Consider the following 26,835-nt stretch of genomic DNA (forward strand, 5'->3'; position numbering starts at 1 on the left):
GGCGGCACGCCATGCCCGACTATTCCAGCCGCGCAACTGCGTCCGCGTCGCAGCGCCGCTTTCCGATCCGCGCGGACGACCAGGCCGGAACCTGGATCGCCTGCCCCACCTTCAAGGGCGCGAAACGCTGACGGTCGATGCCGGCGCAGCGCAGATACAGTTCCAGCAATTTGGGCGGCGTGTCCCATTTCTCGTAGGAGAGATGAAAGGTCCCCCAGTGGATGGGGATCGCGGTTGAAGCATTCAGCGTCTTGAACAGCGTCACGGCCTGCTCCGGTCCGATATGCGCGTCCGACTGCATCTGTCCCGGCCAGAAGCGGAAAGCGCCGATAGGGATCAGCGCCAGCCTGATCGGCCCAAGCCGCGCCGCTTCCTCTGCCCATGCCATGTCGCCTGCGCCGGTGTCGCCCGCGAAGAAGATATTGCCCGCCCGCGTGCTGACGAAAAAGCCAGACCAGAGCGCCCGGTTTCTATCGGTGCCCCAGCGGCTGCTCCAATGATGATTGCGCACCACATGGACGCGATAATCCGGGCAATGCTCGTAATTCTCGCACTGGATCACGCTATTCTCGCCCAGGCCGTTCAGCGCAGCGCCGCTGGTCGAACGGCCCCAGTCCAGCGCCGTTGAAGGAATGCCGTTAGCCTTCAGGATGATGTCGTTGCCCAGGCTGGTGATGATCTTCGGCCTGTCCCGCTCCCACAATCTTTTCAGGGTGGGAATGTCCATATGATCATAATGATTGTGGCTGAGAAGGATGAGGTCGATCTTCGGCAGATCGTCGAAGCGCACGCCCGGCTGCGTCACCCGCTTCGGACCCAGCGGCGGGAAGGGGCTGGCATAGTCGGACCAGATAGGGTCCGTCAGGATATTGAGGCCGGCCGCCTGAACCAGCACAGTCGCATGTCCCACCCAGGTGGCGACCATGCCGCGTGGCGCGGCGAAGGCCGGAGGGCGGGAGGGCTTTACCGCCACCCTGTCGGGCCATGCGGGTCGGTCGTCCTGCCGCAGCAGCCAGCGGGCCACCAAGCCGCGCTGGTTATCGCCCGGCGGCGCGGGATAGCGCCTTTCCCCATCGGGATTGAAGAAACGCGCGCCGTCATAATGGCGGCTGACCGGCCCTTCATAATAGATGCGGTCGAGAAAGGGTGGAACGATGGTAACCGCCAGACACAGCGTCACCGCCAGAAACAGCAGCGCCGCGCCCAATCCCCTCATGATTTTCTCGACAACTGGGCCCATGCCATTTCCCGCTCCGATCAACAGCTTGGACATAGCGTCGATCAGGACATCGGCAAGCGCTGAGAATAGCCGCGCTTTCGAAGCGCGCGGCCGATCCTCAGACGCGCATCGGCATCAGGACGTAGAGTGCCGGGCTGCGGTCGTCTTCCCGGATCAGCGTCGGCGCGGCGGCGTCGGCGAGATGCAGTTCCACCAGTTCACTGTCGATCTGGCCGAGAATATCGAGCAGATAGCGAGCATTGAAACCGATATCGAAGCCTTCGCCCTGGAACGCGCCGGGCACTTCTTCGGCGGCGGTGCCGTTTTCCGGGCTGGTGACGGACAGGGTGATCTTGTCGCGGTCCAGCGTCATCTTGACGGCGCGCGTCTTTTCCGTGGCGATGGTGGCAACGCGGTCAACACCTTCCTCGAAGCTGCGCGGGTCGATCTTGAGCAGCTTGTCATTGGCGGTCGGGATGACCCGGCTGTAATCCGGGAAAGTGCCGTCGATCAGCTTGCTGGTCAGGATCGCGTTGCCCAGGCCGAAGCGGATCTTGCTGGCGGAGAGCGAAATCTGCACAGAACCTTCGACCTCGTCGAGCAGCTTGCGCAGTTCGCCGATGCACTTCCGCGGCACGATGATGCCCGGCATGCCGTCGGCGCCATCCGGACGCGGCACGGTGACGCGGGCGAGGCGATGGCCGTCGGTCGCGGCCGCCTTCAGCACGGGTTGCCCCTCGTCGGAAACATGGAAATAAATGCCGTTCAGATAATAGCGCGTCTCTTCGGTCGAGATGGCGAAGCGCGTCTTGTCGATGATCTGCTTCAGCGTTTCGGCCGGCAGTTCGAAGCTGGTCGGCAGGTCGCCTTCCGCGATCACCGGGAAATCGTCGCGCGGCAGGGTGGACAGGTTGAAGCGGGCGCGCCCCGCCTGGATCAGCATCTTGCCCTCGGCCGCCTGGAGCGAGACCTGCGATCCTTCGGGCAGCTTGCGAGCGATGTCGAACAGGGTGTGCGCGGAAATCGTGGTCGCGCCAGGCTGTTCGACCTGCGCGGCGACGCTTTCGACGATCTGGAGGTCGAGATCGGTCGCCATCAGCTTGATCGCGCCATCCGCCGATGCTTCGATCAGCACGTTGGACAGGATCGGAATCGTGTTGCGCCGCTCCACCACCGACTGGACGTGGCTGAGGCTCTTGAGCAGCGTTGCGCGTTCGATGGTGGCCTTCATGTCCCTGTTCTGTCCGTTTCTTTTCTGCGCAAAGCCCGAACTCGGTCGAATCCGGGCGACAATGATGGATGGTCCTTCATAGCCGCTGTGACGGCCCCTGCAAGCGCTGGGTGATCGTTTCGTTTGGCAAAGGGTTGCAAAAGGGATCAGCATGCGCTTTGCCGGTGATGTGAAAGCTCCATGGCTCCTCGTCCTGCCCTTCATGATGACTGGCGTCGCGGCCGAGGCGCGGGATTCGCTGGGCGTTTTCGAAGCATGGGGCGCGTTTCGCGATCCTGCCCTTCCTGATGCCAATGGTCCGCGCTGCTATGCGCTGTCCGTGCCGGTGGCGACCGGCGGCGACGGCTTTGCCGCGGTGGGAAGCTGGCCGCGCCAGCGGGTGCGGGGTCAGGTGCATTTCCGCCTGAGCCGGATGCGGGCGAGCGATGCGGCGGTGATCCTGAATGTGGGGGATCGCCGCTTTTCACTGGTGGCGGGGCAGGTCGATGCCTGGGCGCCCGATGCGCGGGTGGATGCTGCGATCGTCGCTGCGATGCGCTCTGCCACCAGCATGAGCGTGCAGACGCGGGACGGGCGCGGGCGCGGCTTTGCCGACACCTATGCGTTGCGCGGCGCGGCCACGGCGATCGATGCGGCGGCACTGGGATGCGCGCGATTGCGGTGAGCCGGGTGGAAGTGGGCGGGGTTCATGCGGTCGCCCTTCCAAATTCCCCCAAAATCCGCTATGGGCGCGGCCATGCAGACAGCCGCCAACCCCCTGATGCCGATTCCCGGCGCTATCGACCCTGTGCCCGTGCCCCGCGCCGTTACGCCCCGCGAGGATGGACGGATCGACCTCATGGGACTGTCGCGGCCGCAGATCAAGGATGTGCTGGAAGAGGCCGGGCTCGACGCCAGGCAGGCGAAGCTGCGGTCCAAGCAGCTTTTCCACTGGCTCTATCATCGCGGCGAGACTGATTTCGACGCCATGACTGACCTCGCCAAGCCGATGCGCGGCTGGATGGCGGAGCGTTTCGTCGTAGGGCGCCCGGAAGTGGTCGAGGCGCAGGTCTCCAGCGACGGCACGCGCAAGTGGCTGCTGCGCTCCGATGATGGCCAGGATTATGAGATGGTGTTCATCCCGGACGCGGATCGGGGCACGCTCTGCGTGTCGAGCCAGGTGGGCTGCACGCTCAACTGCCGTTTCTGCCATACCGGCACGATGCGGCTGGTGCGCAACCTGACGCCGGGCGAGATTGTGGGCCAGGTCATGCTGGCCCGCGATGCCCTTGGCGAATGGCCCAAGGGGAGCATGGCGTCGGCCAATGACGATGAGGCCGACGACGCCTCGCAATATACGACCGACGGTCGCATGCTGACCAACATCGTGATGATGGGGATGGGCGAGCCGCTCTACAATTTCGACCATGTGCGCGACGCGTTGAAGGTCGTGATGGACGGCGATGGCCTCGCCCTGTCGAAGCGGCGCATCACCCTCTCCACCTCCGGCGTCGTGCCGATGATGGCGCGGGCGGGCGAAGAGATCGGCGTCAACCTTGCCGTGTCGCTGCATGCCGTTACCAAGGATGTGCGCGACGAACTGGTGCCGCTCAACAGGAAGTTCGGCATCGATCAGCTTTTGCAGGCCTGCGCCGACTATCCGGGCGCGAACAATGCGCGGCGCATCACCTTCGAATATGTCATGATCAAGGACAAGAACGACAGCGACGAGGATGCGCGGGAACTGGTCCGCCTGCTCCGCCAGTACAAGCTGCCGGCGAAGGTCAATCTGATCCCGTTCAATCCCTGGCCGGGCACGGATTATGAATGTTCGACGCCCGAACGCATCAGGCGCTTTTCCGACATCGTGTTCGAGGGCGGGATCAGCGCGCCGGTGCGCACGCCCCGCGGACGGGACATCATGGCGGCCTGCGGGCAGCTCAAGTCCGCGAGCGAGAAGAAGAGTCGCGCAGAACTCGACCGGCTGGCGGCGGAGAAGCAAGCCGCGCTCGGATAGAGCGGGGCTGATGGTGCGCGCCCAAGTGGCACGAGAAACGAAACCCCGCCCGGAACGGCGGGGTTTTTCTTTGGCCCTTCGTCCGGGCGGCATGAAGAAGGGTGAATGGGAATGACGGACGAAGAGATTGAATGGATCGCGACGGGCTTTTGCGCGCGAACGCTCCCCAAGGAGGAGTGGACCCACAGGGCCCATTTTGCGATGGCATTATGGCTGATGCTGCGGCGGCCTGATCTGGTGCCGGAGCGCGACATGCCGGGGATGATCGCGGCCTATAATGAAAGCGTGGGCGGCGTGAACAGCGATACGTCCGGCTATCATGAGACGATCACACAGGCGTCGCTGGGCGCGGCGCGGGCGGTCCTGGCGGGATTGCCGGAAGGCGTGTCGCCAGGGCAAGCCTTTGCCGCGCTGATGGCCTCCCCCATGGCCGACAAGGATTGGCCGCTTGCCTATTGGTCGCGTGAGCGGTTGATGTCGGCGGAAGCGCGGCGGACCTGGATGGCGCCGGACCTGAAACCCCTGCCTTGGGCATAGAAAAAGGGCGGCCCGTCAGGACCGCCCTTTCCCTGTTCCATCCGAGAGGGATTAGAAACGGAAACCGACGCCGACGATGCCGGCATCACGGCTGACATTGTCCTCATACTCGCTGCGCTGATATTCAGCCGAGATGTAGGTGTTGCCGGTCACTGCGAATTCGATGCCACCGCCGTAGCGAACGCCTTCGATCGAACCACCGAAGTTGCTGTTCGACGCTTCGAGGCGGGTGTTGGCATAGCCGACCTTGCCGAAGGCGAGAACGCGCGGGGTCAGGATGTAGCCCAGACGGACCGAAGCAGCCAGGTCACGGCTGACTTCCGTGCCATTGCCGCCGACAGTGGTGTCGCTGAACGACACTTCCGGGCCGAAGGTGATGTTCGGGGTGACGGCCAGGTCGTAGCCGGTCGACACGCCATAAGCGAAGCCGTCGTTACCGCCGAGCTTGTCATAGCCGCCGATGACGCCCGCGCGCGGGCCAGTGAAGGGCGCGGCGTCCTGAGCGAAAGCGGGAGCGGAAATGGCGGCAGCAGCAAGGGCTGCGAAAATCACAGTCTTCATAAAATCCTCATATCATCAGAAACGAACAGTCCTGTAATTTGGACTGTCGTTTGTTCTTTTTACGGGATGACGTTACATGTCATTATTTGATCGTCATCTGGAACGCCGATATTGACCGGCCTATCCTCCCGTCCTGCATGCAGCGAAACTGATCGCTGACGACGCGCATATGTAACGAGATTGTCATTGTTGCAACATGGATATGAACTTTACAAATGTATGATGCTTTTTCGCAACAGTCTGACTTTGCATGAAAATGGGGCGGCTCCGCTGGGGCCGCCCCATTTTTGAATCGCGTCTCGCCTGGAGCGATTTCCAAGCGATCGGAATCGATCGCTGGTTAGGAAATCGCGGGAAACCCGCTCTAGAAGCGGAAGCCGACGCCCACTACGCCCGCGTCCCGACCGCCAAAATTATTTTCATATTCGGTCCGCTGATATTCGGCCGAGATATAGGTGCGCGGCGTTACCGAATATTCGAGGCCACCGCCATAGCGGACGCCTTCCAGCGTCTGATGGTCGCCGGGAATTTCGAAGCGGCTGTTGGCGTAGCCCACCTTGCCGAACGCCAGCACCTGCGGCGTCACGACATAGCCCAGGCGCACCGATGCGGCGAGATCGCGGCTCGCATCGACGCCGCCGAACTTGGCCGTGGAATCGCTGAACGACACTTCCGGACCGAAAGTTACGCGGGGGGTGACGGCCAGGTCATAGCCGGTGGATACACCGTAGCTGAAGCCGTCGCCGCCATGGACCTTGTCATAACCCATGGTGACGCCAGCGCGCGGCCCAGTAAAGGGTGTAGCATCCTGAGCAAAGGCAGGAACAGAAACGGTGGCAGCAGCAATCGCTGCGAAAATCGCAGTTTTCATGGTATTCCTCTTGACTTGTTCTATACCCTGAACCGGGTGAGATCGATTTATGTTCTCAATAGGTTTTTAAAAGAGACTGAGTTGTAAAATATTTTCCATTTCGTCCCTATTGAATTGACAGGGCATCGATCCATAGAAGCTTCAAAAGCCGGGAAATTGACTTGTTCCCGGCAGGGTGCTTATGGACCCGAAATCTGGCTCCCACATGAATGGAAGCATGAAAAATGATTCATGGGGCAGGGCAGCCCATCCTTTTTGACGCTGCTGGTGCAAAGGGGTAACAGTTGCCCATGGACCGTCTCTCATCCCAGGCAGGATCGGCCGAACCGAAGCTGGTGCTGCGCCACCGGTGGCCGACGCGTTTGTGGCATTGGCTGAATGCGTTGCTGCTCTACACGTTGTTCGCCAGCGGGCTTGGCATCTTCAACGCGCATCCCCGGCTCTATTGGGGGCAATATGGCGCGAATTTCGACCGGCCCTGGCTGGAACTTGGGCGGTTCGGACGCTGGCTGACCCTGCCCGCCCATTATGATCTGGCGATGTCGCGGCACTGGCATCTGACCGCCGCGCCGATCTTTGCCTTTGCGCTGCTCCTCTATATGCTCTGGAGCCTGTTCGGCGGGCATCTGGGGCGTGACCTCGCCTTCCGGCGGGGGGAGCTGGCGCCCCGCCACATCTGGCAGGACATCCGGGACCATGCCCGGCTGCGCTTCCCGACCGGCGAAGCGGCGCTGCGGTACAATGTATTGCAAAAGGGAAGCTATATCGGCGTGATCTTCGTCTTGCTGCCGCTCGTGATACTGACCGGGCTGACGATGGCGCCGGGGATGAACGCGGCATGGCCCTGGCTGGTCGACCTGTTCGGCGGTCGGCAATCGGCGCGCTCGATCCATTTCATCGCGGCCTTCACGCTGGTGGCTTTCTTCCTGGTGCATATGCTGATGGTGCTGCTTGCCGGCCCCCTGAACGAAATCCGCTCGATGATCAGCGGTCGATACCGCCTGCCCGAGGTGCGGCGATGAGCCTGATCCTCAACCGGCGCAGCCTGGTGCTGGGCGCCGCCGCGACGCTTGTGGGATGCGATCGGCTTGCGAAGAACGAGACAGTGCGCGACACGCTGTTTTCCGCCGCGAATTTCCACAAATGGGCGCAGCGCAGCCTGATGACCCGGGACGCGCTGGCGCGGGAGTTTCGGCCCGACCAGATCTCGCCCTTTTTCCGGCCCAACGGCACCGCCAATCCGAACACGCCCGAATATAAGGCGCTGTGGCGCCGCGATTTTGCCGACTGGCGGCTGGATGTAGCCGGACTCGTGGCACGGCCGCTGTCCCTTTCGCTGGCGCAGATCCGGACCTTGCCCCATCGCGAGCAGATCACGCGCCATGACTGCGTCGAGGGGTGGAGTGCCATCGGCAAATGGCGGGGCGTGCCGTTGAAGCGGATTCTGGACGCGGCGGGGCTGCGGGATGGGGCACGCTACATCGTCTTTCACTGCGCCGACGACATGGGCGGCGGAGGCGGCTATTATGAGAGCATCGATCTGGTGGACGCCTTTCACCCGCAGACCATCCTGGCCTTCGCGCTGAACGACCGGCCTCTGCGCGTGGCGAACGGCGCGCCGCTCCGGCTGAGGGTGGAGCGGCAACTGGGCTACAAGCAGGCGAAATATCTGATGAAGATTGAAGCGGTTGCAAGTCTCCACGGCATAGCAGGAGGGAAGGGCGGCTATTGGGAGGACCGCGCCGGCTATGATTGGTATGCAGGCATTTGACGCGAACGAAATGACCTGACAGGGTGGTCCCATGAAATTGTTCGATCGCGTCATCAAACGGCTCGTCACGCGGGGCCAGCTCGACATCTACTATCATGACGGCAGGAAGATCACGGTCGGGGTCGCCGAACCCGGCTTTCCTGCGCTGGCGCTGAAATTCCATGATGCGCGGGTGCCGTTCGACATCATCAAGGATCCGCGCCTGGGCATGGCCGAGGCGTTCATGGACGGGCGGGTCACCATAGAGGGCGGCGGGATCATGGAACTGATCTCGCTCATCCGCATGAACAATGCGTGGGAAACGGGCAAGTCGATCAGCGACCTGGGTTCCGTCAAGCGTGGTTTCAAGGCGATCCGCCGGAAGCTGTGGGCGGCCAATCACCGTTCCCGTGCGAAGGCCAATGTCGCGCATCACTATGATCTGTCGGGCGCGCTCTACGCGCTCTTTCTTGACCGTGACCGGCAATATAGCTGCGCCTATTTCCCCGATGCCGACAATGAGGCGGGCATCAGCCTGGAACAGGCACAGGAGGACAAGAAGGCCCATATCGCGGCCAAGCTGCACCTGAAGCCGGGGATGAAGGTGCTGGACATAGGCTGCGGCTGGGGTGGCATGGCGCTGTACCTGCATCGCACCTGCGGCGTCGACGTGACCGGCATCACCTTGTCGGAAGAGCAGTTGAAAGTCGCGCGACAGCGGGCGCAGGACCTGGGCGTGGCCGACCATGTGCGTTTCGAACTGATCGACTATCGCGACATAGAGGGGCCATTTGACCGCATCGTGTCGGTGGGCATGTTCGAGCATGTCGGGACCAAGGATTACCGCACCTTCTACAACAAATGCCGCGACCTGCTGACGCCCGACGGGGTCATGCTGATCCACACCATCGGGCGGGTCGACGGGCCGGGGATCACCGATGCCTTCACCCAGAAATATATCTTCCCCGGCGGCTATATCCCCGCCCTGTCGGAGATGATCCAGGGCAGCGAGGGCACGCGGCTGATGGTCACGGATGTGGAGGTGTTGCGGATGCATTACGGCCTCACCATCCGCGAATGGTACAAGCGGACCCTGGCGCACAAGGCCGACATCATCGCGCTTTATGACGAGCGGTTCTTCCGCCTCTGGACCTTCTATCTGGCGGGTGCCGCCACGGTGTTCGAGCATGGCAGCATGGTGAATTACCAGGTCCAATATGTCCGGGACCGCCGCAGCCTGCCGATCACGCGCGACTATATGCTGGAGGCGGAAGGCGCCCTGCGCGGCCGCTGAGAATCCATGAACGGGGGCTGACGACGTCGTTCCCGGACGGTTCAGTAAGGTCGGCGCATCTTCCCACCATGGCCCGGTGACGGGTGTCCATGTTGAGGAGAGACGGACATGAATATCTTGTGGAAGGGTGCGGCGGCTCTGGGCCTGGCGATCACCGCCATGGGGGTCGGTGCAGGCCCTGCACAGGCGCAATATTATGGCGGCTACGGTTATCGCGACGGATATCACGGCGACCGTTGGGATGACCGCCGTTGGGACGGCAGGCGCGACTGGCGCGATGACGACCGCCGTCACTGGCGCGGCGACCGCCGCTACTGGCGCGGGCATTATCGCCAGCGTTGCTGGACGGAGTGGCGCTACAACCATTATCGCGACCGTCGCGTAAAGGTGCGGGTCTGCAACTGAGCCGGGCGATCCTCCTTGTCTTGCGATGAGGAGGATCCGACCATCCGCCATTCACTCCAGCATGGCGGCAAGGGCAGGGGTCACATATTCCTGCCCCCTTCCTTGCAGCCTCCGGATCAGGCAGGCAGCGATCCCGTGGCGGGTGGCGAGGGTCATGCCGGCGTCATGGCCAAGGACGGTGATCGCCGTGGCCCAGGCATCGGCCCACATCGCGCTGTCGTGGAGCACCGTCACCGAGGCGACATCGTTGGCGATCGGCGCGCCGCGGGCGGGATCCATGCTGTGGGAGAGGCGAGCGCCTCCTTCTTCGCGGAAGCGGCGATAATCGCCGGACGTCGCGACGGACAGGCCGCAAAGAGCGATGCGGAGGCTTGGCAGCGAAAGACCGGGAGGGGCCTCCACATCCACCCACCAGGGCTGAAGATCAGGCCTGACGCCTTGTCCGCGCAATTCGCCGCCGATTTCGACAAGGAAATGTGCCGCGCCCAACTCGCGTAGCGTATCGGCGACCATGTCCACGGCAAAGCCCTTGGCGATGCCTGAAAAGTCCAATGTCACATCAGCCGTCCGCCGGGCGCTGTCGCCTTTGATCTCGATGACGCTCCAGGGGGAGGGGTGATGGGGCACGACGGAAAGGCCCGTCGGCCCGTTGGGACCAAAGCCCCATTTCTCCACCAGCCGGCCCACCGCCGGATCGAAGGCGCCGCCCGATATCCGGGCCATGTCCAGTCCGGCGCGCAGCACGGTCATCATGTCAGGGGGAAGCGGCATCCAATCGCCGACCGGCGCGGCGTTGAAGCGGCTAATGGCGGAATGCTCCTCCCAATTGCTCATCTGCGCAATGACCCGGCCCAGCACTGCCTCTATCGCCGCTCTGCTGTCGGGGGGTGCGTCCACGATGCGGGCGGACCAGCTTGTGCCCATGGTCGGACCGCCAAGGGCGCTGATCCTGCCCGCCCGATTGCTCGATTCGAACAGGGCGGGCGAGAGGCCGGGCGGGATGGCGATGCGGATCGCGTCGGGGATCAGCCCTGCACCTCTACCGTCATCGCATAGGTGGCGCGGTCCTGGGGCGGACCCATGAGCGGGCGGGGGCCGCCTTCACCCTGCGCCTGACCCTGCGGCCGCCCCGCGCCGGGCGCATTGCCTGTACCGCCCGCACCCGGACCAGGTCCGCGCCGTCCGCCGGAACTGATGCTGACCCAATACATGCCTGCTTCCGGCCAGGTGAAGCTGACCTTGCCGTTGGCGTCGGTTTTCACGTCCATCTGCCCGAGGTCCGACCGATACCGGATGCCGCCCGGAATGGCGACGACATCCATGCCAGCTGCCGGCTTGCCGTTCAGCAGGAACTGGAAGGTGGCGGGTTCACCCACCGCAAGGTCATTGGGATGGGTGACGGGCACCATCTCCAGCCCCGTGCCGGTCGTTGTGAAGACCTTTCGGTCCGGTTCGCCCGCTGTCACGAAGGTTTCGATCCGGGTGCGCGCCGTCGCCGTCTGCACGTCTGTCGCGCCCTGCGGCACGGCGGTCGCCAGCGTCGCGGCCGTGGTGCCGCGGGGCAGCATCTTGCGCTCGCCATCCAGCATGTAGCTGCCCATCAGCATCTCGTTGACGATGGCGATCTTGTAGGTGCCCTTGGTCTTGATGCCCAGGTCGAAGGTCTGGCGCAACTTGCCGACGCTACGATTTTCCACTTGGACTGCACTGCCGTCGGGTGCGGTCACCACCGGCTGCCAGTCCTGGCCCGGATGGTCGAAATAATAAAGATCGCTCGAAATGGCGGCGTCCACCGTTACCCATTCATTGCCGGAGCCGGCGAACATGGTTTCGGAGGGCAGCATCCAGGGCCGCGCCGCGCCCGCCATTTGCGGCAGAGCCATGGCGACCGTCGCGGCGAGCAGGAACAGCGGTTTGCGGAACTTCATCATGACTTCCTCCCCTCAGCGCGACAGCACGGCGTTGACCGCGCCCAGCTCGAACTGCCCACTGCCGCTGCCCTTGGCGCCGGCCGCCGTCACGTTGAGCGGGACGCGAACCACCTCGCGTCCTCCGGATTCGCGCGCGGCCTCCACCACCAGCGTGTATTTGCCGGGGGACAATGCCGGCATGCCGCCCTTGCCAGCGGGGAAGCTCAGCTTATGGGTGCCGGGTGCGCGGGTGGCGCCGGATATGCCGTCGGCAGGCAGGGTCAGCGAACGACCGGAGGCGCGCCACCACATGCGAATGTCGCGCAGCCATTTGACGCCGCCATTGTTGCGCTTGTCGACATCGTAGAGCACGGACAGGGTGCGGGCGGGCGTGCCTTCCTTCTCCAGCCAGATCGCCACATAGGGGCGGTGATATTCCGCCACCGACAGGCGCGGCAGGGTGAGCGTGACGTCCAGCGTCTGCGCGGCCGCAGGCAGGGCGATTGCACTCGCGCCCATGGCTGCGCCAGTCAGGACGATCTTGTGGTTGATCTGCATGCGGTGAGGAACTCCCCCTTTAATGGATGAAGATGACGGCCAATATGGCCGGAATGGCGAGGCCCGCGGCGACCAGCGGCCAGGTGGTCGGGCGCTTCCTGGCGTGGAGCCAGAGCAGCAGCAGGCCGGTCAGGGCGAAGAGGAAGCAGGCAATGGCGAAGATGTCGATGAACCACTTCCAGACATCACCGGCATTGCGGCCCTTGTGCAGGTCGTTGAGATAGCTGATCCAGCCGCGGCTGGTCGCCTCGCTGGTGACCTCGCCGCTATGCCGGTCGATCGATATCCAGCCGTCGCCGCCGGGGCGCGGCAAGGCAAGATAGACTTCATCCGCTGACCATTCCGCTTCGCCCGCGCCGCTTTGGCCGATCGTCTTCTCCACCCATTGGGCGATCGGAGCAGGCAGCGGCTTCCTGGCGTCGGGCGCATCGTCGGGCGCCACCTGCCCGCGCAGGGCAGGCGGCAGGATGGCGGATTTGCTCACCGTCTGCGGCGCGCCCTCCACATCGGCGGCGTGGTTCAGCGTGATGCCGGTGAAGGCGAACAGCAGCAGTCCGATCAGGCTGATCGCTGAACTCACCCAATGCCAGGTATGAAGCTGTTTCAGCCAGAAGGCCTTGGGGCTCTTCTTCTTGTTCGGCTGAGTGCGGACGGGGGCGTGCATCGGAAGCGGGACGAGTCCTGTAGAGAAGAGGCGGCCTCCATAACGCGAACGACTCGCAATTGCAAACAGGGGGCACGGCAAATTTGTATCAAAATGTATGCGACCGGATCGTTGCCGATGAACGGCGGTCCGGCGCAGGGGGCGACGTCATGCTATTGACGCGTGACCCCTTGGCAACTAGCCGCCTTTGATGACGAGCGTGACACGGAAAATGTCATCAGTCGCAAAGGCCTGCCTGCAAGGAATGACGATATGCTGACGCCGGCCATAGCCGCTGGAATGCTGATGATGGGGGTACAAGCGGGACCGGAAGGGACGATGGCGCCGGCCTCCCCTGTGTCCACCGCCCCAGCGGTCGCCCCCCCTGCGATCGCTGCACCGGCGTCCGGAGCCTCCGTGGACCCGCAGGCGGCACAGGATGGTGCGTCGCCGGTGCTGGTCGTACCGCCTCCGCCGGTCATGCCGAACCTGCCGGGCAGCACCGCACCCGCGGCGGCAGCGCCGCAGCCGGGCGAGATCGTGGTGACTGGCCACACCCGGCCGCCGCCGGGCGATCCGCTGGAGCGGCTGAACGAAAAGAGCTTCGAGGCGGTGCAGTCCGTCGACAAGGCCGTGGTGGAGCCGGTCGCCAAGGCCTATAACAAGGGTCTGCCCAAGCCTGCGCGCAAGGGACTGCGCAATTTCTTCTCCAACCTGCAGGAGCCTGTGGTCTTCCTGGCCTATCTGCTCGAATTCAAGCCGGGCAAGGCGGTGGAGACGGCCGGCCGCTTCACCATCAACACCACGCTGGGGGTGGCGGGACTGTTCGACGTGGCGAAGCGCAAGCCCTTCTTCCTGCCCTATCGGCCCAACGGCCTTGCCAATGTGCTCGGCTATTATGGGGTAGGTCCGGGGCCTTACATGTATCTGCCGATCGTCGGCCCCACGACCCTGCGCGACATCATCGGTGACACGGTCGACAAGATGATCGTGCCCTTTGCCATCGGCAAGCCGTTCAACGAACCCAAATATGTCATCCCCGCGACGATTCTGAACCAGCTTGGCGAACGCGCCGCCTTTGACGAGACGATCCAGCAGATCCGCGACGAGGAAAATCCCTACGCTTATTATCGCGAACTATATCTGAAGCAGCGCAAGGCCGAGATCGAGGCGCTGCACGGGCGCGTGGTGGAGCCGCTGACGCCGGTCTATGGGCCGGGAATGGGCAAAGGGCCGGTGACGGCCGAGCCGGACGCGGCCGAATAAGTCTCTTCGATTGCCGCCCTTCCTGTCTTTGCGGAAGGGCGGCAATCGAGGGAAAGCGCTTTACCGCCCCAGCAATCCGCGCGCCTGGCCGGCAATTTCCGCCAGCATCGCGACATTGGGCGTCGCTGCCCCCTTGGCGCGTTGGACAAGGGCGCGGAACTGCTGGATCCGCGCACCCTTTGCCTTCAGCCAGGATTCGACATGATGGGCGATATCCTTGCCTGACCCCTGGGCGAGGAAGTCGAGCCGCACCTGCTGCATGTCGCGCGCCACCCCGGAAATCAGCAGACGTTCCCATGGATCGGACGGGGCCATGCGCGCGGCGGTGGACTGGACCCAGTCAATGCCGACCGCTTCGCCCAGATGGGTGAAGGCGCGGGTGAGGGCGACCTCGTCGAGTGACAGGCGTCCGGCCAGCGCCGCGATGCCGACCGCGCCATCCAGCTTGAACAGCCCGGCGGTGCGGCGGGTCAGCGCTTCCGGCGCGCCCAGGGACAGCAGGCGGTCGGAGACGGCCGTGACCCGGCGCAGCGCTTCGCTGGTGAGCAGGTCGTCCACCCGCTTCGCCAGCTTGTCCACGCCCTTGGCCAGTGCGCCATGCCCTGCCTGCGGCAAGGCGCCGGACGGGAGGCTGCGGAGAATGTCTGCGATCTGCGCCCGCATGCCATTGGCGATGTCGCCGAACAGCGCGAGGCGCGCCGCTTCGGACATCTCCGCCGCGTCGATATCCTCCCATAGCTGGCGGATGTCGTAGAGCCGCTCCGCGATCAGGAAGGCGCTGGCAAGGTCGGCCAGCGAACAGCCTTCTTCCTCCGCCAGTTCGAAAGGATGGATAAGGCCCAGCCGGTTGACGATCCGGTTCGCGACCTTGGTGGCGATGATCTCCTTCCTCAGCGCATGGGCGACGATGGCGTCCGCTTCCTTCTTGCGCATGGCAGGTGGGAAGGCCTGGGCGAGTTCGTCGTCCATGCTGGGATCGGTGGCCAGGTTGCCATGCTCGATCGCGTCCTGCAGGGCCAGCTTGGCGGTCGAGAGCAGCACCGCCAGTTCAGGCCGGGTGAGGCCAAGCCCGTCCTGCCCGCGCCGCAGCAACTGGTCGTTGGCGGCCAGGCCCTCCACCTGCCGATCGAGCCGGCCTGACTCTTCGAAGGTTTCGATCAGCCGCACATAGCTCGCCAGCTCCGCCGCGCCGCCCGCCTCCGCGATGGACAGGCCGAGTGCCTGGAGGCGATTGTCCTCCAGCACGATGTCGGCCACGGCATCGGTCATGCTGACCAGCAGCTTGTTGCGGTCGTCGAAGGTCAGGCGGCCTTCCGCCATTTCCTTGTTGAGCGCGATCTTGATATTCACCTCATTGTCCGAACAGTCTACGCCCGCCGAATTGTCGATGAAGTCGGTGTTGATCCGTCCGCCGCGCAGCGAAAAGGCGATGCGCGCCGCCTGGGTAACGCCCAGATTGGCTCCTTCGCCCACGACTTTCACGCGAAGCTGCTCGGCATTGACGCGCAGGCGGTCGTTGGCCGGATCGCCCACGTCGCCATGGCTTTGCGCAGCGGCCTTCACATACGTGCCGATGCCGCCGAACCAGAGCAGGTCGTTGGGGCTTTTCAGGATCGCGGAGATGAGCGCACCAGGCTCCATTTCCGTGTCGGTGACGCCCAATATCGCCTGCACTTCCGCAGTAAGGGGAATGCTCTTCAGGCTGCGCGGGAAGACGCCGCCGCCCTTGGAGATCAGCTTCTTGTCATAATCGTCCCAGCTTGAGCGGGGCAGTTGGAACAGGCGGTTGCGTTCCTCCCAGCTTTTCGCCGGATCGGGATCGGGATCGAGGAAGATGTGGCGATGATCGAAGGCGGCGACCAGCCTGATCGCCTGGCTGAGCAGCATGCCATTTCCGAACACGTCGCCCGACATGTCGCCGCAGCCGACGACGCGGACCGGTTCGCTCTGCACATCGACGCCCATTTCCGCGAAATGGCGCTTCACGCTGATCCACGCGCCCTTCGCGGTAATGCCCATCGCCTTGTGGTCATAGCCATTGGAGCCGCCGCTGGCGAAGGCATCGCCCAGCCAGAAGTCCCGCTCCAGCGCCAGGGCGTTGGCGACGTCGGAAAAGGTGGCAGTGCCCTTGTCGGCGGCGACGACGAAATAGGGGTCGTCGCGGTCATGGATGACGACCTGCGCCGGGTGCTTCACCTTGCCCTTGACGATATTGTCGGTGACCGACAGCAGCGCGCGGATGAAGATGCGATAGCTTTCCGTGCCCTCGGCGAACCAGGCGTCGCGATCGACCTGCGGACTGGGAAGCTGCTTGGGATAGAAGCCCCCCTTCGCGCCGGTCGGCACGATGACGGCGTTCTTCACCCGCTGCGCTTTCATGAGACCCAGGATCTCCGTGCGGAAATCGTCCCGCCGGTCGGACCAGCGCAGCCCGCCGCGCGCAACGGGGCCAGCGCGCAGATGGATGCCCTCCACCCGTGGCGAATAGACCCAGATTTCGCGCCATGGCAGCGGCGCGGGCAGGCCGGGGATCTGCGCGCTGTCGAGCTTGAACGCCAGCGCCTCCTGCGCGGCCGCGCTGTAGAAATTGGTGCGCAGGGTTGCGGCGATCACGGCGCGCAGCAGGCGCAGAACGCGATCCTCGTCGATGGCGGTGACCTTCCCCAGTCCCGCCTCGATCTCCCGTTGCGCGGCGGCGGCGCGGGCGGCGCCATCCTTCGCCTCGGGATTGTGCAGCGCTTCGAACAGTTCGATGAGCTGGCGGGCGATGCCCTGTTCCCGCCGCAGCGTTTCGGCAAATGTCGCCATGCCATAGGCCATGCCGGTCTGCCGCAGATAGCGGAACAGGGCGCGCAGCAGCACGACCGATCGCTGGTCAAGCCCGGCGGTGACGATCAGCTCGTTGAAGCGGTCATTTTCCGCCACACCCTCTGTGACTTGGGCGATCGCCTCCGTAACGACATCAGCGCGGGCGATCACGCTTTCGGCATCGCCCCCCGCCGGCAGTTCCAAGACGAAGCGCTGGACATGGCCAAGCGCACCTTCCTGCCCCTTGGCATCAACGGCCGTCAGCATCTCGTCGATGACGCGGAAACCGAAATTCTCGAAGGCGGGGACCACTTCGGACAGGGCGATGGCGTCATGGCTGTAGAGCTTCAGCCGCAGCCGTTCGGGCTCATCCTCTTCATTGCGATAGATACGGATCGATTTGTCGCCAGGCCCCGAAAGGCTGTGGAGCAGACGGATGTCTATGGCTGCCTCCGCCGGGCCGGCGCCGTTGCGATAGCCCATGGGGAAACCGGGAGCGTAACGCTGCGCCAGCGTTGCGGCGCGGCCCGCCTCCTCGCTTTCGGCCAATGCCTCCTCGACGGCGGGCAGCCAGCCCCGCACCATCTGTTTCAATTGCCGGTCGAGCGGCTGTTCATCGGGCACCACGCCACCGTCGCGCAGATCGAGCGTGATGCGCAGCAGCGCCAGGCCGCTTTCCTCCAGCGCGATCGACCAACTCAGCACCGGGCCGTTGCAGGCCTGGCTCAACATGTCCTGCACCGCGACGCGTCGCGCCGTGGTCAGTTCCTCACGCGGCAACCAGGCGAAGGCGTAGAGATGGCGGGCGAGCGCGCTCGTCCCCAGCACCAGCTTCGGGCGCGGCCGGTCGGTCAGCGACATGAAGGTCAGCACCAGCCGTTCCAGGGTCTCGCGGTCGAAGCCGATGAGGATGTCGTGGGGCAGGGCAGTCAGCGCATGGGTCAGCACCTTGCCCGCATGGCCGTGCGGATCGAAATCGAACTTGTCCATCAGCGCCGACAGGGCCGACCGCAGCAGAGGCACCTTGTCAGGCGTCGTCGCCAGCCCGGCACTGGTCCACATGCCAGCGTGGATAGACAGCGCCGTCACCTGCTTGCCCTCCCGCACTGGTACGATGATCATGTCCAGCAGGACGGGCCGATGGACCCGAGAGAGGCGGTTCGACTTGATGATGAGGGGCGCGCGCCTGCCTTCCTCGAACCAGTTGAACGCCGCCTCCAGCGTGGCGGGTGCCAGCATGGGCCGGTCGCGCAGGCCGCAGACGCCGATGCGTGCGCCCGCCTTCCCGTCGCGATGACGCACTTCATGGCCGATCTGGGTGAAGTGACGGGCAAGGAACCAGCGCAGCAGCGCCGCGCCTTCCTCGTCTGGCGCTGCGTCTGCGTCGGCGCCCATCGCCTCCCGCATCTTCGGCCAGTCGATAACCGCGGCGCGAACGTCGGCCAGCGTTTCCTCCAACGCTTTCTCAAGCGTCCGGCGAGCCTTCGCATCGGCGCGGTCCGCCTCGATATAGATCATTGATTCCCGACGCGCGCCGGCGGCGTCATTGTCCAGGATCGCCTTCAAATGGCCGTTGCCGTCCCGCTCGACCGACAACACGGGATGCAGCAGGCGGTGGATGATGATGTCGGCTGCCGCCAGCGCATTTGCGATGGAATCGACCAGAAACGGCATGTCGTCATTGATGATGGCGATGCGCATGTAGCGGCCATTCGCCCCTTCGCCCAGCGTTTCCATGGCGATGGCGACGTTGCCTGGCCGGCGGGTCGCTGCAGTGCCGGCGATGAAGGCGGCTGCCGACAGCATCGCGTGCTGGTCGAAGCCTTCGCTTTCGCCAGGCAATGTGCCTCGTGCCAGCGCTGCCTCCAGCGCGTCGCTTATGCCCCGATCAACTTGCTTCGATTCAGCCAATGCCGTCATGCGCCTGCCTCTTGCCCGCGGGTTCAGTCCCGCTTCTGTCAACGGAGAAGACGCCGGAGAACCGCCGCGCGACTTCTCAAACCGATGCCGTCCACTATGCGCCACTGCATCCGGAGGCTCAACCCAGAATAAGAAATAAAGTTACATAAAATTGAAATATTATGTGCGGTGCAGCATGGGGCGGATGGCCCGTGAGGATAGGTCAGGAAATCGGGGCATGATCCCGTTCTGTCAATCTGCCGCGGCGGTTTCTGCCGATGGACAGGGCTTGAGCCGCGATGGGAACCCATTTGCGGCTTGGGAAGATCGCCCGAAGGCCATGCTGGCAAAAACCCGTCTGGAGGCGACGGGTTTCGAACGAACCGGGTGGATCAATGACGTCGCGGGTCGCGTGTTCAACCGGCAGCGGCGGTAATGGCGCGCTGGCTGATTTCCGATCCTTCCGGCAGAGCGCCGACGATGGCGAGCGATCCGTCCCTTTCCCGCCGGGCGATTACCACGGCCAGCCCGTCGCCGTCGGTGGCGATCGCGAAGGGATCAAGCGCGGCGGCCGTCCTCATCGCCGCGCGGGCGGTCTGCTGGCGATCGGGTCGGGCCGGACCGTCGGTGCGGCGCTGGGCGCGTTCGTTGCGGACCAGTGCTTTCAGCCCGCCATCATAATTGGCGAGATAATCGCCAAAGCTGCCCAAGGCGACATCGTTGGCACGGGCATGATCCAGGGCCGTGGCATATTCGGTGATGCGCGTCTTGTCGTAGCTGGAGCCGAAGACCAGCTTGACGACAGCGGTCATCGGCGCGCGCGCCTGGACCTTGAGGCCGCTATCCTCCAGCAGTTCGGCATATTCGTCGGGCCGGGCAAGCGTGACCAGCGCAAAGTCGTAGCTGAGGCCGATGGCGCGATAGAGCGCCGCATGGCTGCGCGCTTCGCTGGTGCGTGCCTGCTCCGCACTGTCGCGGGCGAGGGCCAGCCAGTCGGCAAGGGGTGCGTCCTCATTCGGGCTTTCCATGCCGCCCAGGTCGAGCGTGTCGAACCCGTCGACCGCCGGACCGTCCGCCCAGATCGGTGCGACGGGCGGCGCGGCGGGGCTGGATAGCAGGGCGGCCTCCACCTCCCGATCGATTTCGGCCGTGACGGCCTGGCTTGCCGCTTCCTTCCAGTTGATGACGCCGAAGACGAAGTCGATCGTCTCGTCGTCGGAGGAGAAGGGCATCAAAATGCCGCGATAGAGGATTTCAGCGCCGCGCTGGTTGATGAAGCCGGCCTCGAACCCGATGGGTGCGGCATTGGCGATGATCTGCAGATAATGATCGGTCAGCCGTGACAGCAACGATCGGGCCGGCACATCATTGATATACTGGATGGAGCCCTCGATCTCGCACTCCTCGCGCAAGGCGGTGCCAAGATAGACGATGGCGGGATTCTCCAGCCCGGTGCTGAAATCCAGCAGGACGCTGTAAGGGCCGAAATCCTCCAGATCCTGAGGCGCGAGATCCTCAATGGACGGCAGGCTGCGGTCGCCGAGCAGCGACGCCCAATAATTATAGGCGCGCACCTGCATCCGGCGCTCATCCGCGCCGACAAGCGGCGGCGTTTCGATAGCCGCGTCGTCGGCAGGACCGAAATCATCCTCGTCATCGGCGATTTCATGCCCCCGCAGAGTGTCCATTCCATCGGTCCTTGGTTCAGGTAAAGCTTTTCCTTGAGAATCGACGGTGCCACGGGATGGTAAAGATGACGTAAAGGCGGGACAAAATGATGATCCGAAGCGGTCTGATGACGAGCAGGACCGGCAAATCGCATTTGCCTCCTTGTCCTTCCCGTCAAGCGCTGTTATCTGCCCGCCCCAATGCCGCTTTAGCTCAGTTGGTAGAGCATCGCATTCGTAATGCGGGGGTCACGTGTTCGAGTCACGTAAGCGGCACCACTAACTCTAACACATTGAATTTGTTAGAGAAAATCCGCAAAACAGGGCTTGTTGCGACTGTCTGCTACAAACGTAGCAGGTGATTCTTGTCGACATATCTCCTTAAGCGCGAGGGCGGTTCCTACTATTTTCGGCGCGCTATCCCTGCGAATCTCCGTCCCTTCATTGGTGGAAGGAGGGAATGGGTTAAGTCCCTTGGCACCAAGAGCAGGACGGAAGCGAAGCAGCGCATTCCGCAACTGGTGATAGAGACAGACCGGGAACTGCGTCGGGCCGTTGCCATGTTGAACGGCAGAGCATGTTTGGATGACAGGCCAACCGAACAGCCGTCAATGTCGATCCATAGGGCGGCGGAGCCTTCTTCTGATGCCCTTGTAAGGGTTCCTGTGCCCCTTCTGGAAACGCTGGAAGCTTATATCCAAGAGCAGCGGATAAAGCCTTCTACGGCCTCCGAGTGGCGATCCATCATGAAGAAGCTGGTAGCCTTTGTAGGTCATGATGATGCCAGCCGAATAAGCGTGGAGGAGTTGGACCGATGGCGGGACATGCTTCTTACAGAGACTACGAAGCGGGGAACCCTACGTGACCCCGGAACGGTCAAAGACAAATATCTAGCGGCAGTAAGAGCTACCTTGAATTGGGCTGTCGAAAAGCGGCGCATTTCTGAAAATGTAGCAACAAAGGTTTTTGTTAGGGTGCCTAGAAAGGCGCTGCTTAGAACAAGGGACTTTAACCCCGATGAGGTAAAGGCAATTTTATCTGCTACTTTATCTGGTCCTTGGGATGGCATTGATGAACTAAAGGCACTTTCAAGAAGGTGGATACCTTGGATTTGTGCCTATACCGGCGCAAGGGTTAACGAGATTAGTCAGATAAGATGCGATGATATCTACAAGATAGGTGATGTATGGGTGTTTAAGATAACACCAGAGGCCGGAACAGTTAAGTCAAATGTCACTCGCATCATTCCCATTCATAGCCATCTTATTGAACAGGGTATTATTGGTGATCTTAAGAGAGGTCGGGGGGCTATATTCTATGATCCGTCCCGGCGTCGGAATGGCGACGCTAATGTTCGATATTTTAAGAAGGTGGGTGAGAGCCTCAGGGACTGGATTAGAAGTGAGGTGGGCATCGCAGACCCTCATGTCCAGCCTAATCACGGATGGCGTCATACTTTCAAAACACTGGCGCTAGAAGCAGGTATACCGGAAAGGGTGACGGATTTTATACAGGGGCACGCGCCTAGGACTGTTGGGCAGTCATATGGAAGTGTATCTCTACCACTTCTAGTGTCAGCGATATCAAAAATTCCACCCTACGATATTAGATAATGGTTTCCCGTCTTAAAGCTTGCTGGCGCAAATCTTGATAATTTGGGCACATAGGTAGCTAAACCTCTACAATTGCTTCCTACGGTCTTCTGAGAGCAATCTAGAGCATATCCAAGATGGTCAATGCAGTCCCGTTAAGTTGGATGAGGTTTTCTGGTAATAATCCCGGTAAGTCGGCGGCAGCCAGACAAGACACCCGCTAAGTGTATAAACACTAAGATCAGTCTTAACGTAATACTTATATTACAAGGCGTTTACCCGCCGCTAGCTGCCGCTATGCTGTGATTCGTCGGCGGGGAATGGTCCCTGCCGCGAACAAGGACTGAATACGTGAATACTGTTTACCCGTTATCCGCCGCCTGTATCCGCTGGCTGGACAAGACCTTCTGCCACCCTGCTCTTGCGGAACCCGGTGGCACCGTGGTCAGAAAGATCAGCGCTGTTCCTCGCTTTATCACCCAAACCGTGTTGGCGGGTGTTGCAAGGCTCAAAGGGTTTGAAGTCAAGGTGCATGGTTCGCTTTACCTAATCTCACGGCCTGCCGTTACTGCTGCCAAATTGGTCGGCAGCGATGCCGTCATTGAAGCTGGGGTATTGCCATATCTGATGGGCAAGCGAGCATTAGCCAAGGGTTGATGCTCATGTGCGGGATGGTTGTCCGTCCCGCGCTGCCCTTCTCACGCGCCCAGCGCTGCTCAATTCGATTGCAAGGGTGAATTTGGACATTCCGACCGGCGACCGCATGTTCATCATCAGGAAAAGGGTTGAATTGAGCCTGTTTCCGGGGCGGGCATGTATATCGGTGACGCCGACCCCATTACCCAGCCCATCAACCCCGCGCCACAAGGAGGTCCACAGGCTCTTTCTCATTGTTAAATTTGCTGAATGGGTGGCAGGGTCCGGGCTAGGCGGATTGTGGAATGGCAGATCGCAGCCGCCTCGCTTAAAAGCCCGTCATATTGCTATATGGGACATGCAATGAGCCACGCCATAGCCATTGGAATCTTCGTCAGTTGCTCTGCTCTCTCCATTCTTTCTGGACTGTGCGTGATCATACCGGTGATCCGTAAGAAATTTTGGTGGGCAATGCTGATTGTAGTAATTGGCGCAGTGATAGGAATTGGAGGATTATATTCGCTGTATGTCGCCAACGAGATGAAAATGGATGAATTTCGTATTGCCACTGGCAAAGAACCGAATGATTATTCTGGGCTGTGGCCGATAATTTATTTTGCATTTGGTGCATTATATTTCTTTTTAATCTCCTGCTGCGTTTCAACTATTTGGCTAATATCGAAAATTTTATCATGGCGAAGGTCGAAGATCACTGCGGAAGAGTAATGTAGATAGTCAACCAGCTTGTAGAGGGTCGACTGTTCGCTTCCAGTGGTAACAGAGGGTCATTTCTGCCTCCGATCTACAATAACCGTGAGCTTTGGCATTCCTACCACCGATTGTTGATCCAACAGCCGTTCCAACCGTCCTAATTGGTTTCTTAATGGCTGTTTTGCGTGGGTTCTCAATCCGCCCGTTGTTAAGTCTAAACTTAGCCGCGCATTCCTTCTCGCTATTTTAACCCGGATATTAATTCCGCACCTAAACAAAGGCATAACTTACGTAAACAAAACAGCTTCTTACCCGGTCTACCTTGGCACCGGACTTACAAAGGGGATTGCTTTCCATCTTAAAGGGTAAGGCCTTCGGCACTTCGTTCACCGGAGATTTCATTTGGAGAGAGATCAAATAGAAAAATACAATGATATGATAATCGGGTTTTATCTATTAATATGCTCAATATAAATTCATTAAGAAAATAACATTAAAAAATTTCACTAAGCCTTTATGTGAAATGAAAATCCTGTAATTTCCAATTCTCAAGGAAATTTAGGTGTTTTTCCATTACATATATGGATTTTCACCTAGATTTTGATTTTGAAAAGGAAATTTATGGTTCTTAATGATTTTTGTTCTGGTTTAAGTATTTCTGATTCTGAAATCTCTTTTTCATGGCTTTCTCTTTCTTCAACATCAATCCCGGCTAAGCCTTTTTCAAAGGCATTCTCTGCCCTGCAAAAGGTCATGGAAGAGTGCCTTCATTCCCGATGTAAGTCCGATTTCTATATCTTCTCCGGTGATCCCGGCACCTGCAAATCCACTACTGTTCATGGCTTTATTCGCAGGTGGAAACAGGCAGGCTTTCCCGGTGCTGGCAGTGTCATCATCATGCTTGGCACCTTCGATGAGATAGACAGCTACCGGCGGGGTTGTGGTCTAGGCGATTTCGATTTTGCCTGTGTGTCGGCGGATGCAAAATATAATGCCTATGGGCTTGGTCGGGATCGTGCTGGCGAGGCGCGGGTGCTGTTCACCACGCATCAGCAGGTCCGGCAGCGTATGTTGGAATTTGGCGGCTTTGAAGGGATCGACCTGTTTCATTATCAGGGCAGGCCAAGGAGTCTACGGTTCTGGGATGAGGGCCTAGATGCTGCGCTTCCTGTGTCTTTTAGCCTTGAAGCTGTCGATGCTCTTCCTGCCTTCCTAAGAGGGGTCAAGGGTAGTGCGGCCCTGATCGATGCCATTCGCCTGTTCAGGTTCGACGCCGCCCAGCGCAAGACAGGTAATATTATTTCCGTCCCTGCCGATCTGCGCGACCCTGCCCGTAATATGGTGCTGGCATTGAAGGACGTTAGCGTTCCTGTCGATATCCTTAGAGCCTTGGAAGGCTTGGCTTACTTGGCAGGGCAACAGGCCGTGTTGCGGCGGGGGACATTCCGTAAGGACGGCGATCTTGATGGGCTGGTGATCGTCGGTGGGGGTCAGCCGTTACCAGATGATCTGGCTCCGCTAATAATATTGGACGGGTCGGCGCGTCTTCGTCCATCCTATAGGTATTGGGCTATGAGGTCCGGTAACGTCACCTTCCTGCCCAAGGCGATTGCAGACTATTCTTCCATGGAGTTGCATTGGTGGAACAAGGGGGCGGGTAAAACCCTGCTGGCTGATCCGGTAGAACGGGAAAAGATCGTCAATGCCGCCGTCGAGCTATTGAACGGTAGCGGTGAGGAATGGCTTGTCATCCACCAGAAGAAGGTCATGCCCTATCTGACCAACCCCGGCTTCTGCGTGGCGGAAGAAATCAAGGCCAAGCTGGATAATACGGGAAAGGTGCACTTTCTGCATTGGGGTAAGCATCTGGCCAGCAACGCCTACCGCAATATCGGGAATGTCCTTATCATCGGCGGTAATGATTATGCCCATGAAAGCTATGAAGCGATCTACATGGCAGCGACGGGCAAACTTACCGACATAGATAATGGTTCGGTGCGGACCATTGGTGCCTATGAATTCGCGCACCATGTCTATCAGGCTGCTTGCCGGTCAAACCTGCGCAATATGGTTCATGAAACTGCCGGTAGAGCAAAGGTCTACCTGATCGCGGCGAACAGGCGTGGACGCCAAGAAGCCCTTGCAGAAGCCTTTGAAGGCTGCGCCATGCATGATTGGCTTCCGGTCACGAAGAAGCCGACCAAGAAGGACAAGGCCGTTATGGATGCCATATCGGCGCTGTTCGATGATGGGCGGACTAGCATTACCACCAAGGAAATTTGGATGGCCTGCGGGGCAAAGGATGCCAGCTATCTTACCGGCATCTGGAAGAAGCCTGTCGTGGTCCAGTTCATGGCTAAGAATGGTATTAGCAAGGTTGGTAATAGCTTGAGGAAGATTGGAGAGCCTGAACGCACCATCCATTGAAGGGTGTGAGGATGGTATAAAACAAGGGCGGCACTCAGAACGCGATAGTAATGACTTTTTAGTGCCGCTCTAAGAGGTATGGGGTGCCTTACAGGCCGAAGGTTGGATCGCGCTTAATATCGGCAATATTCTTCTCGAACATTTTAATAATCTTTTCCTTTTCCTTAGGAGGAAGGCCGCCCTTCATCGCATCTTCAAAACCTTTTTGCGACTCCACTAACATACAACGTCCAGAGCCTATCACATAACTTTTCAGATCATCTGATTGCAGGTGGGATCGCCCCTGATAATATGAGAAGTCCTCCGACCCCGCATAACCCCCGTAAGAATTCTTTGCGTTGACCTTGCCGCAGGCCACCTGTTCCTTGGCATAAGCCTTTACGTCCTCGAACTTTGCGGAGTCCGGGTCTTTGAGGCTTCTACGAACGTCCGCTTCCACCTGTTGGGCAAATGCTTCATCCGGCGTCGGCTTAGTAGCTGCACAGGCTGCAAGGGTCATCAGCGGAATAATGATGATGACGGACCTCATGGAAGAACTCCTGCCCGCCTCAGTTCGTAGTCGCGGTTAATCGCTTCTAATTCTCTGTTATAATCTTCGTTCGCTTTCCATGTCTGAAACTCATAATCCCTATATTCTGGACTATCTCGGTAAGTGGAAGTAGACTTAGGAAGCTCTCTGGTCGGATAAAGACGGCTACAATCTGGTCTTGGTTTATCCGGTCTATATGAAGCTATACATTTCACCCAAGGCTGTAGTTCTTCCTTTGTATATTCTTCTGCCATTGCTGGCGCGACGCAGGTCGTGAACAAACCGGCGATGAGCAAGGCGACAATTCGCATATCTGATCCTCTCC

24 protein-coding genes, 1 tRNA gene and 1 pseudogene are annotated in these 26,835 nt (G+C 60.8%); 14 read left to right on the plus strand and 12 right to left on the minus strand.

What is annotated here, in order from left to right; translation table 11 throughout:
- Positions 1-19: 19 nt before the first annotated feature.
- Together MRBLMA1_RS20670 and dnaN are read right to left on the minus strand one after the other, a co-directional pair.
- The gene (locus MRBLMA1_RS20670) at positions 20-1,240 is read right to left on the minus strand and encodes an MBL fold metallo-hydrolase (protein WP_363739489.1); all 1,221 of its coding nucleotides are present in this window, start codon (positions 1,238-1,240) and stop codon (positions 20-22) included.
- A gap of 97 nt (positions 1,241-1,337) precedes the next feature.
- The gene (dnaN, locus tag MRBLMA1_RS20675; RefSeq protein ID WP_133653354.1) at positions 1,338-2,450 is read right to left on the minus strand and encodes a DNA polymerase III subunit beta; all 1,113 of its coding nucleotides are present in this window, start codon (positions 2,448-2,450) and stop codon (positions 1,338-1,340) included.
- A gap of 151 nt (positions 2,451-2,601) precedes the next feature.
- Between dnaN and MRBLMA1_RS20680 the strand changes: the two genes are divergently transcribed.
- From MRBLMA1_RS20680 to MRBLMA1_RS20690, 3 genes are all read left to right on the plus strand, one after another.
- A complete protein-coding gene (locus tag MRBLMA1_RS20680; protein ID WP_133653353.1) occupies positions 2,602-3,114 on the plus strand; it encodes a hypothetical protein in 513 nt (170 codons plus the stop codon).
- Positions 3,115-3,186: 72 nt separating this feature from the next.
- On the plus strand, positions 3,187-4,446 hold the full coding sequence (gene rlmN, locus MRBLMA1_RS20685; protein WP_363739492.1) for a 23S rRNA (adenine(2503)-C(2))-methyltransferase RlmN: 1,260 nt from the start codon (positions 3,187-3,189) through the stop codon (positions 4,444-4,446).
- 111 nt (positions 4,447-4,557) lie between these two features.
- Positions 4,558-4,983, plus strand: a complete 426-nt coding sequence (locus tag MRBLMA1_RS20690) for a hypothetical protein (protein ID WP_363739494.1) — start codon at positions 4,558-4,560, stop codon at positions 4,981-4,983.
- Between the two features lie 51 nt (positions 4,984-5,034).
- On the opposite strand, the gene MRBLMA1_RS20695 is transcribed toward MRBLMA1_RS20690, so the two are convergent.
- Both MRBLMA1_RS20695 and MRBLMA1_RS20700 read right to left on the minus strand, forming a co-directional pair.
- On the minus strand, positions 5,035-5,544 hold the full coding sequence (locus MRBLMA1_RS20695; protein ID WP_363739496.1) for an outer membrane protein: 510 nt from the start codon (positions 5,542-5,544) through the stop codon (positions 5,035-5,037).
- A 364-nt stretch (positions 5,545-5,908) separates the two neighbouring features.
- On the minus strand, positions 5,909-6,415 hold the full coding sequence (locus tag MRBLMA1_RS20700; RefSeq protein ID WP_363739498.1) for a porin family protein: 507 nt from the start codon (positions 6,413-6,415) through the stop codon (positions 5,909-5,911).
- Positions 6,416-6,705: 290 nt separating this feature from the next.
- On the opposite strand from MRBLMA1_RS20700, the gene MRBLMA1_RS20705 reads away from it, so the two are divergent.
- From MRBLMA1_RS20705 to MRBLMA1_RS20720, 4 genes are all read left to right on the plus strand, one after another.
- Positions 6,706-7,437, plus strand: a complete 732-nt coding sequence (locus MRBLMA1_RS20705) for a cytochrome b/b6 domain-containing protein (protein ID WP_363739500.1) — start codon at positions 6,706-6,708, stop codon at positions 7,435-7,437.
- Positions 7,434-8,186: a molybdopterin-binding protein gene (locus tag MRBLMA1_RS20710; RefSeq protein ID WP_363739502.1), complete on the plus strand. Its 753-nt coding sequence runs from the start codon at positions 7,434-7,436 to the stop codon at positions 8,184-8,186. Before MRBLMA1_RS20705 ends, MRBLMA1_RS20710 begins: the two co-directional genes overlap by 4 nt.
- Before the next feature lie 31 nt (positions 8,187-8,217).
- Complete coding sequence (locus MRBLMA1_RS20715; RefSeq protein WP_363739504.1) at positions 8,218-9,459, plus strand: cyclopropane-fatty-acyl-phospholipid synthase family protein; 1,242 nt, start codon at positions 8,218-8,220, stop codon at positions 9,457-9,459.
- Positions 9,460-9,567: 108 nt separating this feature from the next.
- Positions 9,568-9,864, plus strand: coding sequence for a hypothetical protein (locus MRBLMA1_RS20720; RefSeq protein WP_363739506.1), 297 nt, complete (start codon positions 9,568-9,570; stop codon positions 9,862-9,864).
- Positions 9,865-9,915: 51 nt separating this feature from the next.
- Here MRBLMA1_RS20720 and MRBLMA1_RS20725 read toward each other — a convergent pair whose 3' ends face one another.
- From MRBLMA1_RS20725 to MRBLMA1_RS20740, 4 genes are all read right to left on the minus strand, one after another.
- On the minus strand, positions 9,916-10,788 hold the full coding sequence (locus tag MRBLMA1_RS20725) for an FAD:protein FMN transferase (RefSeq protein ID WP_363739508.1): 873 nt from the start codon (positions 10,786-10,788) through the stop codon (positions 9,916-9,918).
- Positions 10,789-10,889: 101 nt separating this feature from the next.
- Positions 10,890-11,795 carry a DUF4198 domain-containing protein gene (locus MRBLMA1_RS20730; RefSeq protein ID WP_363739510.1) on the minus strand — a complete coding sequence of 302 codons (906 nt, stop codon included), beginning with the start codon at positions 11,793-11,795 and terminating at the stop codon, positions 10,890-10,892.
- A 12-nt stretch (positions 11,796-11,807) separates the two neighbouring features.
- Positions 11,808-12,332 carry a DUF2271 domain-containing protein gene (locus tag MRBLMA1_RS20735; protein ID WP_363739512.1) on the minus strand — a complete coding sequence of 175 codons (525 nt, stop codon included), beginning with the start codon at positions 12,330-12,332 and terminating at the stop codon, positions 11,808-11,810.
- Between the two features lie 19 nt (positions 12,333-12,351).
- The gene (locus MRBLMA1_RS20740; protein WP_363739514.1) at positions 12,352-12,996 is read right to left on the minus strand and encodes a PepSY-associated TM helix domain-containing protein; all 645 of its coding nucleotides are present in this window, start codon (positions 12,994-12,996) and stop codon (positions 12,352-12,354) included.
- Between the two features lie 252 nt (positions 12,997-13,248).
- On the opposite strand from MRBLMA1_RS20740, the gene MRBLMA1_RS20745 reads away from it, so the two are divergent.
- Positions 13,249-14,241, plus strand: a complete 993-nt coding sequence (locus MRBLMA1_RS20745; RefSeq protein WP_363739516.1) for an MlaA family lipoprotein — start codon at positions 13,249-13,251, stop codon at positions 14,239-14,241.
- 60 nt (positions 14,242-14,301) lie between these two features.
- Here MRBLMA1_RS20745 and MRBLMA1_RS20750 read toward each other — a convergent pair whose 3' ends face one another.
- Together MRBLMA1_RS20750 and MRBLMA1_RS20755 are read right to left on the minus strand one after the other, a co-directional pair.
- Positions 14,302-18,969, minus strand: coding sequence for an NAD-glutamate dehydrogenase (locus MRBLMA1_RS20750; protein ID WP_363739518.1), 4,668 nt, complete (start codon positions 18,967-18,969; stop codon positions 14,302-14,304).
- 395 nt (positions 18,970-19,364) lie between these two features.
- Positions 19,365-20,636 carry a PAS domain-containing protein gene (locus MRBLMA1_RS20755; protein ID WP_363739520.1) on the minus strand — a complete coding sequence of 424 codons (1,272 nt, stop codon included), beginning with the start codon at positions 20,634-20,636 and terminating at the stop codon, positions 19,365-19,367.
- A 182-nt stretch (positions 20,637-20,818) separates the two neighbouring features.
- On the opposite strand from MRBLMA1_RS20755, the gene MRBLMA1_RS20760 reads away from it, so the two are divergent.
- From MRBLMA1_RS20760 to MRBLMA1_RS20785, 6 genes and pseudogenes are all read left to right on the plus strand, one after another.
- Positions 20,819-20,894 (plus strand) — tRNA-Thr (locus MRBLMA1_RS20760).
- A gap of 86 nt (positions 20,895-20,980) precedes the next feature.
- Positions 20,981-21,154 (plus strand): annotated as a pseudogene (locus tag MRBLMA1_RS20765) (DUF6538 domain-containing protein); the annotation flags it as partial.
- A gap of 207 nt (positions 21,155-21,361) precedes the next feature.
- Entirely contained in the window at positions 21,362-22,228 is an 867-nt protein-coding gene (locus MRBLMA1_RS20770; protein WP_363739563.1) for a tyrosine-type recombinase/integrase, read from the plus strand.
- Positions 22,229-22,558: 330 nt separating this feature from the next.
- On the plus strand, positions 22,559-22,864 hold the full coding sequence (locus MRBLMA1_RS20775) for a hypothetical protein (protein WP_363739522.1): 306 nt from the start codon (positions 22,559-22,561) through the stop codon (positions 22,862-22,864).
- Between the two features lie 279 nt (positions 22,865-23,143).
- On the plus strand, positions 23,144-23,569 hold the full coding sequence (locus MRBLMA1_RS20780) for a hypothetical protein (RefSeq protein ID WP_363739525.1): 426 nt from the start codon (positions 23,144-23,146) through the stop codon (positions 23,567-23,569).
- A 606-nt stretch (positions 23,570-24,175) separates the two neighbouring features.
- Positions 24,176-25,981, plus strand: coding sequence for a hypothetical protein (locus MRBLMA1_RS20785; protein ID WP_363739528.1), 1,806 nt, complete (start codon positions 24,176-24,178; stop codon positions 25,979-25,981).
- An 88-nt stretch (positions 25,982-26,069) separates the two neighbouring features.
- On the opposite strand, the gene MRBLMA1_RS20790 is transcribed toward MRBLMA1_RS20785, so the two are convergent.
- Both MRBLMA1_RS20790 and MRBLMA1_RS20795 read right to left on the minus strand, forming a co-directional pair.
- Positions 26,070-26,510 (minus strand): hypothetical protein, encoded by a 441-nt coding sequence (locus MRBLMA1_RS20790; RefSeq protein ID WP_363739530.1) that lies wholly within the window; start codon positions 26,508-26,510, stop codon positions 26,070-26,072.
- Complete coding sequence (locus MRBLMA1_RS20795; RefSeq protein ID WP_363739532.1) at positions 26,507-26,821, minus strand: hypothetical protein; 315 nt, start codon at positions 26,819-26,821, stop codon at positions 26,507-26,509. The genes MRBLMA1_RS20790 and MRBLMA1_RS20795 overlap by 4 nt, the downstream gene beginning before the upstream one ends.
- Between the last annotated feature and the right edge of the window lie 14 nt (positions 26,822-26,835).

Source organism: Sphingobium sp. LMA1-1-1.1 (assembly GCF_040676365.1).
GTDB lineage: Bacteria > Pseudomonadota > Alphaproteobacteria > Sphingomonadales > Sphingomonadaceae > Sphingobium.

Coding starts and splice junctions, on each gene's coding strand:
- MRBLMA1_RS20670 (WP_363739489.1), bottom strand. CDS start 1,240: ATGGGCCCAGTTGTCGAGAAAATCATGAGGGGATTGGGCGCGGCGCTG.
- dnaN (WP_133653354.1), bottom strand. CDS start 2,450: ATGAAGGCCACCATCGAACGCGCAACGCTGCTCAAGAGCCTCAGCCAC.
- MRBLMA1_RS20680 (WP_133653353.1), top strand. CDS start 2,602: ATGCGCTTTGCCGGTGATGTGAAAGCTCCATGGCTCCTCGTCCTGCCC.
- rlmN (WP_363739492.1), top strand. CDS start 3,187: ATGCAGACAGCCGCCAACCCCCTGATGCCGATTCCCGGCGCTATCGAC.
- MRBLMA1_RS20690 (WP_363739494.1), top strand. CDS start 4,558: ATGACGGACGAAGAGATTGAATGGATCGCGACGGGCTTTTGCGCGCGA.
- MRBLMA1_RS20695 (WP_363739496.1), bottom strand. CDS start 5,544: ATGAAGACTGTGATTTTCGCAGCCCTTGCTGCTGCCGCCATTTCCGCT.
- MRBLMA1_RS20700 (WP_363739498.1), bottom strand. CDS start 6,415: ATGAAAACTGCGATTTTCGCAGCGATTGCTGCTGCCACCGTTTCTGTT.
- MRBLMA1_RS20705 (WP_363739500.1), top strand. CDS start 6,706: ATGGACCGTCTCTCATCCCAGGCAGGATCGGCCGAACCGAAGCTGGTG.
- MRBLMA1_RS20710 (WP_363739502.1), top strand. CDS start 7,434: ATGAGCCTGATCCTCAACCGGCGCAGCCTGGTGCTGGGCGCCGCCGCG.
- MRBLMA1_RS20715 (WP_363739504.1), top strand. CDS start 8,218: ATGAAATTGTTCGATCGCGTCATCAAACGGCTCGTCACGCGGGGCCAG.
- MRBLMA1_RS20720 (WP_363739506.1), top strand. CDS start 9,568: ATGAATATCTTGTGGAAGGGTGCGGCGGCTCTGGGCCTGGCGATCACC.
- MRBLMA1_RS20725 (WP_363739508.1), bottom strand. CDS start 10,788: ATGGGCACAAGCTGGTCCGCCCGCATCGTGGACGCACCCCCCGACAGC.
- MRBLMA1_RS20730 (WP_363739510.1), bottom strand. CDS start 11,795: ATGATGAAGTTCCGCAAACCGCTGTTCCTGCTCGCCGCGACGGTCGCC.
- MRBLMA1_RS20735 (WP_363739512.1), bottom strand. CDS start 12,332: ATGCAGATCAACCACAAGATCGTCCTGACTGGCGCAGCCATGGGCGCG.
- MRBLMA1_RS20740 (WP_363739514.1), bottom strand. CDS start 12,996: ATGCACGCCCCCGTCCGCACTCAGCCGAACAAGAAGAAGAGCCCCAAG.
- MRBLMA1_RS20745 (WP_363739516.1), top strand. CDS start 13,249: ATGCTGACGCCGGCCATAGCCGCTGGAATGCTGATGATGGGGGTACAA.
- MRBLMA1_RS20750 (WP_363739518.1), bottom strand. CDS start 18,969: ATGACGGCATTGGCTGAATCGAAGCAAGTTGATCGGGGCATAAGCGAC.
- MRBLMA1_RS20755 (WP_363739520.1), bottom strand. CDS start 20,636: ATGGACACTCTGCGGGGGCATGAAATCGCCGATGACGAGGATGATTTC.
- MRBLMA1_RS20770 (WP_363739563.1), top strand. CDS start 21,362: ATGAAGAAGCTGGTAGCCTTTGTAGGTCATGATGATGCCAGCCGAATA.
- MRBLMA1_RS20785 (WP_363739528.1), top strand. CDS start 24,176: ATGGTTCTTAATGATTTTTGTTCTGGTTTAAGTATTTCTGATTCTGAA.
- MRBLMA1_RS20790 (WP_363739530.1), bottom strand. CDS start 26,510: ATGAGGTCCGTCATCATCATTATTCCGCTGATGACCCTTGCAGCCTGT.
- MRBLMA1_RS20795 (WP_363739532.1), bottom strand. CDS start 26,821: ATGCGAATTGTCGCCTTGCTCATCGCCGGTTTGTTCACGACCTGCGTC.